This is a genomic window from Streptomyces hyderabadensis (genome assembly GCF_020404845.1).
GTDB lineage: Bacteria > Actinomycetota > Actinomycetes > Streptomycetales > Streptomycetaceae > Streptomyces > Streptomyces hyderabadensis.
This window is the reverse complement of the sequence record NZ_JAIOJZ010000017.1, coordinates 25049-37181: the sequence shown is the minus strand read 5'-3', so window position 1 is coordinate 37181 and position 12133 is coordinate 25049. Positions and strand designations below refer to the sequence as shown.

Genomic DNA, 12133 nt, shown 5'->3' with positions numbered 1-12133 from the left:
CCCGTTCCGTCCCCGTCGTCTCCGCTCTCCGAGGTGCTCACGTCATGACCCAGCCGCCGCCCCCGCCGCCCAACCAGCCCCCGCAGGGGGGCGGTTTCGGCCCGCCGCAGAACCAGCCGCCGCAGCAGCCGCCCGCACCGCCCTCGGGGCCGGACCTCGGCAAGGCGCCCGAGCCGGGCTACGGCTACCCGCAGGCCCCGGGGTCCGCCCCGCAGACCCCGCCGCAGGCGCCCGCGGCCCCGCCCACGCCGCCGGCGGGTCCGCCGCCGCAGCAGCCGGGGTACGGGTATCCGCAGCCGCCGTCGCAGCCCCAGCCGCAGCCGGGGTACGGCTATCCCGGTCAGCAGCCCGGGCAGCCCGGGCAGCCCGGAGCGTACGGGCAGCCGACGCCGGCCTACGGTCAGCCGGGTCAGCCCGGCTATCCCGGTCAGCCCGGCCAGCCCGGTTACGGCTACCCGCAGCCGACCACCATGCCCATGCAGCCGCAGGCCGGTGGGCCGGGCGGCGGCCGGAAGATCAACGCGCAGGTCGCGATCATCGTGGCCGCCGTCGTCGCGATCGCGCTGATCATCGGCGGCGGGGTCTGGTACGCCGGATCCTCCGACGACGGGGGCAAGGACGACACCGCCAGCTCCAGCGGCGGCACGGGCGGCGACGGCGGTACGGACCAGAAGGGCGGCGACGGCGGCAAGACCTCCGGCGCCAAGGAGAAGGCGCCCTCCGACCCGGCCGCCAAGGTCCTCTTCCAGGTCCCCATGCCCGCGGTGAGCAAGGAGGACGACAGCGTCGTCGTCTCCGGCTCGTGGCTCACCGACAAGGTGTACGCCAAGAGCGGCATCGCCGAGGTCAACGGATACGACCCCGACAAGGGCACCAAGAAGTGGACGATCAAGCTGGACGGCCCCGTGTGCGCCGTCACCCGGCACGTCACCGACGACAACAAGACGGTGATCATCCACCAGCCCGCCATGCCGACCAAGGCCGAGCCCTCGCACGGCTGCACCAAGGTCGCGGTCCTCGACCTGGACGCCGGGAAGAAGGTGTGGACGAAGTCCGCCGGTGACGGTCCGATCTCCTTCGACAACGTCACGATCAGCGGTGACACCGTCGCCGCCGGCAGCACCGACGGCGGTGTCGCCTTCGACATCGCCAAGGGCGACATCCTCTGGTCCCCGAAGACCACCGACACCTGCTACGACGCGGGCTACGGCGGCGGTGCCAAGCTGGTCGCGGTGCGCAAGTGCGGCTCGTACGACGCCCGGCAGCTGAACATCCAGACCATCGACCCGAAGAGCGGGAAGGTGATCTCCGAGTACAAGATGGCCAAGGGCATCGAGTACGCGGGCGTCGTCTCGACGGACCCGCTGGTCGTGGCCGCCGACGTGGGCGACTCCGCCGGTGACGGCAGCGGCATCTCGGACTTCTTCTCCATCGACAACAAGACCGGCAAGCTGCTCACCCGGATCTCGGCGCCCGGCGACCAGTTCGCGGCCCGCTGCGACAGCATCAGCAAGACCGAGGCCTGCAACGGCCTCGCGGCGGGCAACGGCAAGCTCTACATCGCCACCGAGGAGCACGAGGGCAGCGGCGAGTCGTACAGCCGGGCCAACGAGGTCGTCGCCTTCGACCTGACCACCGGCAAGCAGACCGGCCAGCGCGCGGACTCCGGCAACGACTACACGATCACGCCGCTGCGCATGGACGGCGGCAACGTGATCGCCTACAAGCGCCCGCCGTACGACAAGGGCGGGCAGGTCGTGAGCATCGACGGCGCGACGTTCAAGCAGACGGTGCTGCTGGAGAACCCGGCGACGGAGGCGGTGCGGGACGTGGAGTCGAGCATGTCGCCGGACTACTCCGAGCTGCTCTACTCGCAGGGGCACCTGTACATGTCGCAGGTGTTCGCCAGTGAGCCGACCAGTGCGGACGAGAAGGAGTACCTCGCGATCGGGTTCGGCACCAGCGGCTGACGCCGTCGCCGTGACCTTCGACCGGGTGACCGTACCGGCCCCGTCCCTGTTCCAGGGGCGGGGCCGGGCGCTTGGGGGGCGCGGGGGCGCGGGGTCGGGGGGAATTCGGTGCTCCGGGGCGGTTCTCGCGGGTAGGGGCAGCGCGAGGGCTGGGTAGCGTGTAGCTTCCGGGAGCATGCCGGGGCATGCCGGGGGCATGGGTGCCGGGGACCGGGTGACTGGGGGGTTGCTCCATGGGAGTACGGCTCATGGTGGTCGACGATCACCGATTGCTCGCCGAGGCGCTGGCCTCGGCGCTGAAGCTGCGGGGACATCGGGTGCTGGCGGCGGCGGCGCCGGCCGCGGGGGCGGCGGAGCTGGTGATCAGCCGGGCGCCGGAGGTGTGCCTGCTGGGGACGGCGACACCGGCCGAGCCGGGGATCTTCGACCCGGTGGTGCGGATCAAGCGGGAGCGTCCGCAGGTGGCGGTGCTGGTGCTGGGGCCGGTGCCGAGCCCTCGCGGTATCGCGGCGGCGTTCGCGGCGGGGGCGTCGGGGTACGTACGGCACGACGAGCGCATAGAGGGCGTCGAGCGGGCGATCATGAAGGCGCGGGCCGGCGAGGCGGCGGTGGCGCCGGCGTTGTTGCAGGGGGCCTTCGGTGAGCTGCTGAACCCGGCGGCGCAGCCCGACGACGAGGGGCATCGGCTGCTGCAGCTGCTCACGCCGCGGGAGGTGGAGGTGCTGGTGCGGGTCGCGGACGGCGAGGACACGCGGCTGATCGCGGCGGGGATGGGGATCGCTCCGTCCACGGCCCGTACGCATGTCCAGCGGGTGCTGATGAAGCTGGGCGTGGGGTCGCGGCTGGAGGCCGCGGCGCTGGCGGCGCGGACGGGGTTGCTGGACCGGGCGGGGGCCTCCGGCGGCTGAGCGGGGTGCCTGCGGCGGCCTGTGCGGCTCCGGTGGGGGTGCGGGTAGCGCCTTGGGTTCGGTGGGTGGGTCGGGGCCGCGCCGGGGGGTGTTCGTCCTCGGAACGGCGCGGAATCGGTTGGCCTAGAGGTTCCCGGCGTTGACGCGCCAACCGCTGCGGGCGAACACCCCCCGACACGTCCCCTTCCCGCCGTACGCGGCTTTCCCGCCGCGTCGCCTTAGCTGCGGGCAGTCGTGCCGCTGGGGCGGCACGGGTGGGCGCAGCGGCACCCCGTAACGCCGGGCCGCGCTCCCCACCCCCGCGCCCACCCGAACGCCGGGTGCCGGTCAAAACCCCGGTGCACTGGGCGGCGTCACAAGGACACCGTCACTCCTTCCCGGTCCCCTCCACCGGAGGTGTCGGCGGCGCCGTAGGCCGCAGCTTCAGCCAGACCAGGAAGAAGAGCCCCAGGACCAGCATCCCGATCCCGGTCCAGAGGTTGATGTTCACCCCCTGCGCCTTGTCGATGTCGTCGTCGGACGCCACGAAGCCCGCGATCGTCACGATGACGCCGTAGATGACGAACAGCCCGCCGATGATCCGCCGGATGTCGAACAGCCGCGCGGCGGTGACGGACTTGGTCTCCAGCTCGGAGACCTCGTCCTGGACGTTCTTGTCGGAGTAGGAATCAGACATGCTCTCTCAATCCTCCCGCGATCAGAACGAGAACGGGATGTAGCAGGCGGCGGCCAGGACGACCGCCCCCCAGCCCAGCAGCGCCGGCTTGCGGTACCACGCGTCGTCGCCCTTGGCCGGTGCTTCCGCCATGCCGGGGGAGGTGGTGCCGTAGACCAGGCCCTGCAGCTCGGTGACCGGCTTCGGCTTCGTGAACAGGGACACGGCGACCATGACCACCGCACCGGCGACGAAGCCCGCGATCGCGGAGACGAAGTTGGCGCCCTGGTCGGAGGGGATGTCGATGATGCCCTGCTTGTAGATCACGAAGTAGTTCACCATCGCGGCGGTGGTGCCCGCGATCAGGCCCCAGAAGCCGGACTTCATGGACGCCCGCTTCCAGAACATGCCGATGATGAAGACCACGAACATCGGCACGTTGAAGAAGGAGAAGAGCGTCTGGAGGTAGCTCATGATGTTGGAGAAGGACGAGGCCAGGAACGCCGTGCCGATGGAGGCCAGGACGCCGATCACCGTGATCAGGCGGCCGAAGCGGACGTAGTAGCCGTCCTCGCGGTCCTTCACCACGTACTTCTGCCAGATGTCGGTGGTGAAGACGGTGTTGAAGGAGGAGATGTTGGCCGCCATGCCGGCCATGAAGGCGGCGAGCAGACCGGTCACCGCGATGCCGAGGACGCCGTTGGGCAGCAGTTGCTGCATCAGGTACGGGATCGCGTCGTTGTACTGGAGGTCCGAGCCGGGGGTGCCGATCTTCGGGACCAGGACCGCGGCGACCAGGCCCGGGATCATGACGACGAAGACGATGAAGATCTTGGGGAACGCGGCGATCAGCGGGGTGCGCTGGGCCGCGGAGAGGTTCTTGGCCGACAGGGCGCGCTGGACCTCGGCGAAGTTGGTCGTCCAGTAGCCGAAGGAGAGGACGAAGCCGAGGCCCAGGACGATGGTCAGCCAGTTGGCGCCCAGCGGGTTCTCGCTGCCGATGCCCGTGCCGCCCCACGCCGTCATGAAGTCGGAGCCGTGGGACTTGGAGAGGGAGTCGGACAGGCCGTCCCAGCCGCCGACCTTCTTCAGGCCCAGGACGGTGATCGGGATGAGGCCGGCCAGGATCACGAAGAACTGGAGGACCTCGTTGTAGATGGCCGAGGACAGGCCGCCCAGGGTGATGTACGCCAGGACGAAGAAGCCGGCCACCACGATGGCCACCCACTCCGGCCAGCCGAGCAGCGCCTCGACGACGATCGCGAGGGCGTAGAGGTTCACACCGGCGATCAGGATGGCCGCCACGGCGAACAGGGCCGAGCTGAGGAGGTGGGCGGCCTTGTCGAAGCGCAGGAGCAGGAACTCCGGGACCGAGCGGACCTTCGAGCCGTAGTAGAACGGCATCATCACCAGGCCGAGGAAGACCATCGCCGGGATCGCGCCGATCCAGTACCAGTGGGTCGTGTAGACGCCGTACTGGGCGCTGTTGGCGGCCATGCCGAGGATTTCGGTGGCACCCAGGTTGGCCGCGACGAAGGCGAGGCCGGTGACCCAGGCGGGCAGCGAACGGCCGGAGAGGAAGAAGTCCAGGCTGGTCTTGACCGAACGGCGGGCGGCGAAGCCGATGCCCAGGACGACCAGGAAGTAGATCCCGAGGATCGTGTAGTCCAGCCAGTTGGTGGGGAGTCGAAGCTCTGCGGCTAGGTATGTGGGGCTTGTGGGGGTTTGCATTAAGCACTCGCTTCGTTCGCGAACTGATCCGGAGCGGAACCTACGCCTCCGCGTTCAGTAATTGAACACTTCTGGTGATGAACTTTGTTTGATTGTGATGTGGCGCGGTGGATGGTCGGTTGTGATGTGTTATGTTTGATTGTGTTGGATGATTGACGGGTGTCCTGGTGACTGTCATGGGTGGGTGCAGAGGAGTGCGGCAGTGAAGAAGACCTCGACCCGGCTGGCCGACGGCCGTGAGCTGGTCTACTACGACCTGCGCGACGACACCGTGCGCGACGCCGTGGACCGCCGCCCGCTGGAGCGGACCGTCACCACGTCCGAGGTGCGTCGCGATCCGCTGCGCGGCGACTCGGTCGCCATCGCCTCGCACCGGCAGGGCCGCACCTACCACCCGCCGGCCGACCAGTGCCCGCTGTGCCCGTCGGACGGGGAGCGGCTGAGCGAGATCCCGGACTCGGCCTACGACGTGGTGGTCTTCGAGAATCGTTTTCCCTCGCTGGCCGGCGACTCCGGGCGCTGCGAGGTCGTCTGCTTCACCTCCGACCACGACGCCTCCTTCGCCGACCTGAGCGAGGAGCAGGCCCGGCTCGTGCTCGACGCCTGGACGGACCGCACCTCCGAGCTGTCCCATCTGCCCTCCGTTGAACAGGTGTTCTGCTTCGAGAACCGGGGCGCCGAGATCGGGGTGACGCTGGGTCACCCGCACGGGCAGATCTACGCCTACCCGTTCACCACCCCGCGCACCGCGCTGATGCTCCGTTCACTCGCCGCCCACAAGGACGCGACGGGCGGGGAGAACCTGTTCGACGCCGTGCTGGAGGAGGAGCTGGCCGGGGAGCGGGTCGTCCTGGAGAGTGAACAGTGGGTGGCCTTCGTGCCGTACGCGGCGCACTGGCCGTACGAGGTGCATCTGTATCCGAAGCGGCGGGTGCCCGACCTGCTCGGTCTCGACGAGGCGGCGCGCACAGAATTCCCCCAGGTCTATCTGGAACTGTTGAGGCGCTTCGACCGGATCTTCGGCGAGGGTGAGCCGCCGACGCCGTACATCGCGGCCTGGCACCAGGCGCCGTTCGGGCACCTGGAGGAGTTCGAGGGCGTGACGCGGGACGACTTCGCGCTGCACCTGGAGCTTTTCACCATTCGCCGTACGTCCGGCAAGCTGAAGTTCCTCGCGGGCTCCGAGTCCGGCATGGACGTGTTCATCAACGACGTGCCCCCGGAGCGCGCGGCCGAGCGACTGCGAGAGGTAGCGAGTTCATGAGCGGGAAGTACCTGGTGACGGGTGGTGCGGGATACGTCGGCAGCGTCGTCGCCCAGCATCTGCTGGAGGCGGGGCACGAGGTCGTCGTGCTCGACAACCTGTCGACCGGCTTCCGTGAGGGGGTGCCGTCGGGTGCCTCGTTCGTCGAGGGAGACATCCGGGACGCCGCGAAGTGGCTGGACGCCTCGTTCGACGGCGTGCTGCACTTCGCCGCCTTCTCCCAGGTCGGCGAGTCCGTCGTGAAGCCCGAGAAGTACTGGGACAACAACGTCGGCGGCACCATGGCCCTGCTGGAGGCCATGCGGGGCGCGGGCGTGCGGCGGCTCGTCTTCTCCTCCACGGCCGCCACCTACGGCGAGCCGGAGCAGGTCCCGATCGTCGAGACCGCGCCGACGAAGCCCACGAACCCCTACGGTGCCTCGAAGCTGGCCGTCGACCACATGATCACCGGTGAGGCGGCGGCCCACGGGCTCGGCGCGGTGTCGCTGCGGTACTTCAACGTCGCGGGCGCGTACGGGGAGTACGGCGAGCGCCACGACCCCGAGTCGCATCTGATTCCGCTGGTCCTCCAGGTGGCGCAGGGCCGCCGGGAGGCCATCTCCGTCTTCGGCGACGACTACCCGACGCCGGACGGCACCTGCGTGCGCGACTACATCCACGTCGCCGACCTGGCCGAGGCCCACCTGCTGGCCGTGGCGGCCGCCGCCCCGGGCGAGCACCTCATCTGCAACCTGGGCAACGGCAACGGCTTCTCCGTCCGCGAGGTCGTCGAGACGGTGCGCCGGGTGACCGGCCACCCGATCCCCGAGGTGGTGGCCCCGCGCCGGGGCGGCGACCCGGCGGTCCTGGTGGCGTCGGCGGACACCGCCCGGGAGAAACTGGGCTGGAACCCGTCCCGCGCGGACCTCGCGGGGATCGTGTCGGACGCGTGGGAGTTCGCGCAGCGGCGCGCGGGCTAGTACTTACCGCAGTCACCGGAAGGGCGAGGGGTCAGGGCATGGGCGAGGCTGTCGCGGGGACCGTCGGCGAGCGGTTCCGGGAGCTGTACGGGACGGAGCCGGAGGGGGTGTGGGCGGCGCCGGGCCGGGTGAACCTCATCGGCGAGCACACCGACTACAACGACGGCTTCGTGATGCCGTTCGCCCTGCCGCACCAGGCCGTCGCGGCCGTCTCCCGGCGCGACGACGGCGTCCTGCGGCTGCACTCGGCGGACATCGACGCCGGCCCGGTCGAACTGCGCGTCGCCGACCTGACCCCCGGTTCGGACAAGTCCTGGACCGCGTACCCCTCGGGTGTCGTCTGGGCGCTGCGCGAGGCGGGCCACGAGCTGACCGGTGCTGACGTCCACCTGGCCTCGACGGTCCCGTCGGGCGCGGGCCTGTCCTCCTCGGCGGCCCTGGAGGTCGTCGTCGCCCTGGCGCTCAACGACCTCTACTCCCTCGGCCTGCGCGGCTGGCAGCTGGCCCGCGTGTGCCAGCGCGCGGAGAACGTCTACGTCGGCGCCCCCGTCGGCATCATGGACCAGACCGCCTCCGCCTGCTGCGAGGAGGGCCACGCGCTGTTCCTCGACACCCGCGACCTCTCCCAGCGGCAGATCCCCTTCGACCTCGCCGCCGAGGGCATGCGCCTGCTGGTCGTCGACACCCAGGTCAAGCACTCCCACAGCGAGGGCGAGTACGGCAAGCGCCGGGCCGGCTGCGAGAAGGGCGCCGCGCTGCTCGGCGTCGACGCGCTGCGCGACGTGCCCTACGCCGAGCTGGACGCGGCGCTGGAGCGGCTGGGCGACGAGGAGGAGGTGCGCCGGCTGGTCCGGCACGTGGTGACCGAGGACGAACGCGTCGAGCGCGTGGTCTCGCTGCTGGAGTCCGGCGACACCCGCGCCATCGGCCCCGTCCTCGTCGAGGGCCACGCCTCCCTGCGCGACGACTTCCGCATCTCCTGCCCCGAGCTGGACCTGGTCGTCGACACGGCCCTCGCCGCCGGCGCCCTCGGCGCCCGGATGACCGGCGGCGGCTTCGGCGGCTCGGCGATCGTCCTGGTGGAGGCCGCCGACGTGGACCCCGTCACCAAGGCGGTCGAGACCGCCTTCGCCGCGGCGTCCTTCACAGCGCCGCGCGTCTTCGAGGCGGTGCCTTCGGCGGGGGCGCGGCGGCTGGTCTGACGCCCGGCGCGGGTCACGGAGCGTTGAAGGCGTCCGCTTCCTCGTCCGGGCTGATCCGCACGGTGCGGGCGAAGGCGTCGATGTCGTCGAGAGCGCGGAGGATCCGCCCGGCATCGGGATCGGCCAGGATGATCAGGACGTCGGCGGCTTCCGTGCCCTTCTCGTAGCGCCAGGCATAGCGGAGGCCGACGTGCACTTCGTTGCTGTCCTCGTCCTGGTAATAGCGCAGTACCCGCAGCCCGGTCCCCAGGTACGGGGAGTCGAAGTCCTCCACGACGGGGCGCTCGACGGTGTAGCTCGCGTCGGCATGGGTCAGCTCACGCAGTGCCGTTTCCCTGTGCTGACCCTCCTCGATCTCCACCAGGTCGACGTACGCCGGGAGCGGGATCTCCCTCGGGTGCGGGAGATGGAGGAAGACCTCGAAGCCCGGATAGGCCGCGGGCGCCCTGACGGCGAACATCAGGAGCATGTTGGTCAGCAGGTCGACTTCGCCGGGCGCCGGCTTCTCCGGCGCGAAGTCCTCCCAGATCCCCTCGGCGAAGTAGCGGGCCCACGCCTCAGGTGTCTGGGCCTCGTCGACATCCTCAAGGCCCGGTTCCGGCCACATGAGCGGGATGCGGATCCAAGGGGACAGATCCATGGCGTGCTTGACGTTGAGCCAGCTCACTCGTAACTCCATCTGAACGTGGCGACCACCGCGTCGAACAACTCGACCAGGACGTCGGTGAACTCACTGCCGGCATCGCCGTCACCCGGCGTGGAGAAGTTGATGCTGATCCAGCGGGCGGGGTCGTCCGGCACGGGAATCACATAGTCGACCCGCCGCGTCGGCGGGGCGGCCTGCTCTCCCTCTTCGTCGGGGGCACATCTGTAGGCCCGGCGGAGCGCGGGCGCCCCTGCCACGTCGACCTTTCCCGCTGTTCCACCGGGGACCTCCTCAGCGGCCAGTTGTTCGATCACAGCCTGTGGAGGAACCGCGTGGTCTCGGCCGATCGGCATCTCGGCGACGATGAACGAGGCCATGAGGAAGATTCCCCCGCGCGGGAGCACCGGCAGGTAGAGGTCGAGGCCTCCGTTCCTTCTGGCCGCACGCGCCTGCTTCTCCAACTGACGCCGCATGTCCAGCCGGAAGCGCATCGCGTCGTCACGGGGGATTCCCTCCGGGACCCGGCCCATGTGCGAGAAGAGGACCCTCTCCAGCGCTTCCTTCGTGCCCTCACGCAGGGGGATGCGGATCCAGCCAGGAGGCAGGACGAGTTCATAGCGGCCGGGAGCGGCCGCTGCGACGGGCGGTGCGTGCGGTTCCGAACCGGCCGTACTCACGAGCGGGCCTGCTTCTTGAGCTGCCGGTCGGCCACCAGAATCGTCAGGCAGCAGAGCAACGGAATCACGGCCAGCCAGCTGTAGCCGATGGCTCCGATGATGTTCCAGACCAGGTACATCACGGCAACCAGCTTGATCGTCTGAGAAAAGTTGGCGCCCAAGCGCGGGTTACGAATGAGTTCTCGGTTCCTGAAAAACAGGACCAGCATCAGTACTGGGGCGATCATCATCGGCCATGCCACGTAGTCGTAAGTGAGCCAGCTCATCCCGCCGTACTCGCTGCCGATATCCTGGAAGGCGAAACAGAGAATCGGTACCAACGTACATGCGGCAAGAAATTTCATGGCCCGTGATTCCTGTGGGCTCCTGGCCGGAATTGTCGCCACTGTCTCCGCTCCCTCGGGTCATTTTCTCAATTGTGCTGCAACTGCGCTTCGGAGTGATCACCAACGGCTCCCGACTTCACGCGTCAGGACATCTTTGGCGTCGCCGTACTGGTCTCCATATGGGCCCTTTTCCCCGAGTTTGTCACCCACGTCGACCAAGGTGGCAGCCGCATAGTTCAGTTTGAACTGCATGGCGGCCTTCTCCATCGAGTCGGCCGCCCTCACCACGTTCGGATCCGAACCGAACTCGGCGCGCATGGCCTTGGCGAACTTGCTCGCGCTGACGACCTCCCGGTCGCCGCCCAGCAGGCGGTCCAGGCGAGTCGTCCCGGGCCGTGTTTCCCTCGACCCGAGCTGGCGCAGGGCGTTCTTCGCGCGCACGGCCTTCGCCCCGCGGGCCGAGTCCGTGCCGTATCGCATGATGTTCTTGTCGAGCAACTTGCGCAGATTCGCGTACCGCTGGAACCGTCCAGCCCTGCTTGCCGACTTGAGGGTTGCCGCTGCGGCCTTCACGCCCTTCATCGCGACGCTTCCGAACCCCAGCGTCGCCAGCGCGAAGACGTCCATGGCGACGTCCGCCCAGTTCCCGTCACCGGAGAGGGCCAGCATCGTGTGCCCCACGCCGACGAGCGCCGTGAGGCTGATGGTGGTCACCGTGATGAGGGTCGCGAGCCATCCGACGGGTGTGAAGAGGAGGGCGATGACCCCGATGACCGTCGCGGCCCAGCTCAGGATTTCAATGACGCTCTTGATCGTGTCCGCATGCTCGTGCACCCAGTCCTTGAGGTTCTCCCATCTGCTGTCCTTGATGATGTCGGAGATGTCCCGGCCGATGTTCGCTGCGTAGTGCCGGGCGCGGGAGTCACGCTCGGAGAGCACCTGGTCGAGCTGCTTCTGGTACGGGGCCAGGTGACTGTCGGGGTCGGATTCCTCTGGTGCCTTGCTGTGGCCGTCCCTCTTGGCCTCGGCTTCCTTCTTCTTCACTTCCGCAGCGTGTTCTTCGTCGGCCCGCTTCGCCGCTCGTAGGACGCCGTCGGCCCGTTCCTGGAAGCCCTCCAGCTCGTTGGCCCACTTGCCGAGGTCGCCGACCACGCGTTCATAGCGGGCCGCCGTCTCGCGGAAGTGCTTTTCGACGTCACCCGAGTCCTCGCGGATCTTGTCGGCGTACTGGCCCTGCAACGCGTCCCCGTCGGCCGCCTTGCGCAGGATGGCGGCCTGGTCGCGAAGGGTCGAGGCGAGCTTCTTCATCCGGGTGACCTCGTCGCGGATGTCCTCCGGTTCGCCGGGTACCGGGTCCTTCTCCGCCAACGGGTGCCAGTCGACCGGCCGGCGCCTCCCCGCACTCGTACCCATCGGTCATTTTCTCCCGCTTTTGCCGCTTTTCTTTTCGTGCGCGTTCTTGAGGTCGAGGTCCAGCTTCTCGAAACTCGTGCGGGCGGTCTTTACCTGCTTGCCCAGGTCCTCGACCTTTCCGAGGAGTTCGCGCCGATAGTTGTCCCAGTTGTCGACGAACTCATCCATTTTGCCGGCGATGCTTTCGTGGCCCCAGATGTCATGGATGTCGGTGCGGTGTTCTTCGATGCCTTTGAGGGCCTTCTTGATGTCGTTCAGGTTCTTCTTCGACGACTCCAGAAGCATGTAGTCGGCTACCAGCCGGTCGTGCTCGCCCACCGGCACCTCCGTTTGATCTCAGATGCGGGCCAACGCTATCGATGGGGCGTGGGTGGCACCAGCG

At 68.9% G+C, this 12133-nt stretch carries 12 protein-coding genes; 5 read left to right on the top strand and 7 right to left on the bottom strand.

The annotated features are described in order from the left end of the window. Positions 1–44 precede the first annotated feature (44 nt). Both K7854_RS15435 and K7854_RS15430 read left to right on the top strand, forming a co-directional pair. Positions 45–1970 carry an outer membrane protein assembly factor BamB family protein gene (locus tag K7854_RS15435; protein ID WP_226027067.1) on the top strand — a complete coding sequence of 642 codons (1926 nt, stop codon included), beginning with the start codon at positions 45–47 and terminating at the stop codon, positions 1968–1970. Between the two features lie 233 nt (positions 1971–2203). Beyond that, positions 2204–2878, top strand: a complete 675-nt coding sequence (locus tag K7854_RS15430; protein WP_226027066.1) for a helix-turn-helix transcriptional regulator — start codon at positions 2204–2206, stop codon at positions 2876–2878. A gap of 367 nt (positions 2879–3245) precedes the next feature. Here K7854_RS15430 and K7854_RS15425 read toward each other — a convergent pair whose 3' ends face one another. Both K7854_RS15425 and K7854_RS15420 read right to left on the bottom strand, forming a co-directional pair. Next, positions 3246–3554, bottom strand: coding sequence for a hypothetical protein (locus tag K7854_RS15425; RefSeq protein WP_226027065.1), 309 nt, complete (start codon positions 3552–3554; stop codon positions 3246–3248). A 21-nt stretch (positions 3555–3575) separates the two neighbouring features. Then, positions 3576–5264 carry a sodium:solute symporter family protein gene (locus K7854_RS15420; RefSeq protein ID WP_226027064.1) on the bottom strand — a complete coding sequence of 563 codons (1689 nt, stop codon included), beginning with the start codon at positions 5262–5264 and terminating at the stop codon, positions 3576–3578. Positions 5265–5466: 202 nt separating this feature from the next. Here K7854_RS15420 and galT point away from each other — a divergent pair, with 202 nt between their 5' ends. Genes galT through galK form a run of 3 tightly spaced genes read left to right on the top strand, consistent with a single transcriptional unit; the run spans position 5467 to position 8689 of the window. Further along, the gene (gene galT, locus K7854_RS15415; RefSeq protein WP_226027063.1) at positions 5467–6528 is read left to right on the top strand and encodes a galactose-1-phosphate uridylyltransferase; all 1062 of its coding nucleotides are present in this window, start codon (positions 5467–5469) and stop codon (positions 6526–6528) included. After that, positions 6525–7487, top strand: coding sequence for a UDP-glucose 4-epimerase GalE (galE, locus tag K7854_RS15410; RefSeq protein WP_226027062.1), 963 nt, complete (start codon positions 6525–6527; stop codon positions 7485–7487). Before galT ends, galE begins: the two co-directional genes overlap by 4 nt. A gap of 38 nt (positions 7488–7525) precedes the next feature. After that, positions 7526–8689 (top strand): galactokinase, encoded by a 1164-nt coding sequence (galK, locus tag K7854_RS15405; RefSeq protein WP_226027061.1) that lies wholly within the window; start codon positions 7526–7528, stop codon positions 8687–8689. Positions 8690–8702: 13 nt separating this feature from the next. Here the strand turns inward: galK and K7854_RS15400 are convergent, their stop codons facing one another. The 5 genes from K7854_RS15400 to K7854_RS15380 all read right to left on the bottom strand — a co-directional run bounded on the left by K7854_RS15400 (position 8703) and on the right by K7854_RS15380 (position 12069). Further along, positions 8703–9356, bottom strand: coding sequence for a hypothetical protein (locus K7854_RS15400; protein WP_226027060.1), 654 nt, complete (start codon positions 9354–9356; stop codon positions 8703–8705). Next, positions 9353–10012 carry a hypothetical protein gene (locus K7854_RS15395; protein ID WP_226027059.1) on the bottom strand — a complete coding sequence of 220 codons (660 nt, stop codon included), beginning with the start codon at positions 10010–10012 and terminating at the stop codon, positions 9353–9355. Before K7854_RS15395 ends, K7854_RS15400 begins: the two co-directional genes overlap by 4 nt. Beyond that, positions 10009–10356: a hypothetical protein gene (locus K7854_RS15390; protein WP_226027058.1), complete on the bottom strand. Its 348-nt coding sequence runs from the start codon at positions 10354–10356 to the stop codon at positions 10009–10011. The genes K7854_RS15395 and K7854_RS15390 overlap by 4 nt, the downstream gene beginning before the upstream one ends. A 99-nt stretch (positions 10357–10455) precedes the next feature. Further along, a complete protein-coding gene (locus tag K7854_RS15385; protein WP_226027057.1) occupies positions 10456–11706 on the bottom strand; it encodes a hypothetical protein in 1251 nt (416 codons plus the stop codon). Positions 11707–11754: 48 nt separating this feature from the next. Then, entirely contained in the window at positions 11755–12069 is a 315-nt protein-coding gene (locus K7854_RS15380; RefSeq protein ID WP_226027056.1) for a hypothetical protein, read from the bottom strand. Between the last annotated feature and the right edge of the window lie 64 nt (positions 12070–12133).

Bases quoted from the DNA above. Each gene is read 5' to 3' on its own strand.
- K7854_RS15435 (WP_226027067.1), top strand. From the start codon at position 45: ATGACCCAGCCGCCGCCCCCGCCGCCCAACCAGCCCCCGCAGGGGGGC.
- K7854_RS15430 (WP_226027066.1), top strand. From the start codon at position 2,204: ATGGGAGTACGGCTCATGGTGGTCGACGATCACCGATTGCTCGCCGAG.
- K7854_RS15425 (WP_226027065.1), bottom strand. From the start codon at position 3,554: ATGTCTGATTCCTACTCCGACAAGAACGTCCAGGACGAGGTCTCCGAG.
- K7854_RS15420 (WP_226027064.1), bottom strand. From the start codon at position 5,264: ATGCAAACCCCCACAAGCCCCACATACCTAGCCGCAGAGCTTCGACTC.
- galE (WP_226027062.1), top strand. From the start codon at position 6,525: ATGAGCGGGAAGTACCTGGTGACGGGTGGTGCGGGATACGTCGGCAGC.
- galK (WP_226027061.1), top strand. From the start codon at position 7,526: ATGGGCGAGGCTGTCGCGGGGACCGTCGGCGAGCGGTTCCGGGAGCTG.
- K7854_RS15390 (WP_226027058.1), bottom strand. From the start codon at position 10,356: ATGAAATTTCTTGCCGCATGTACGTTGGTACCGATTCTCTGTTTCGCC.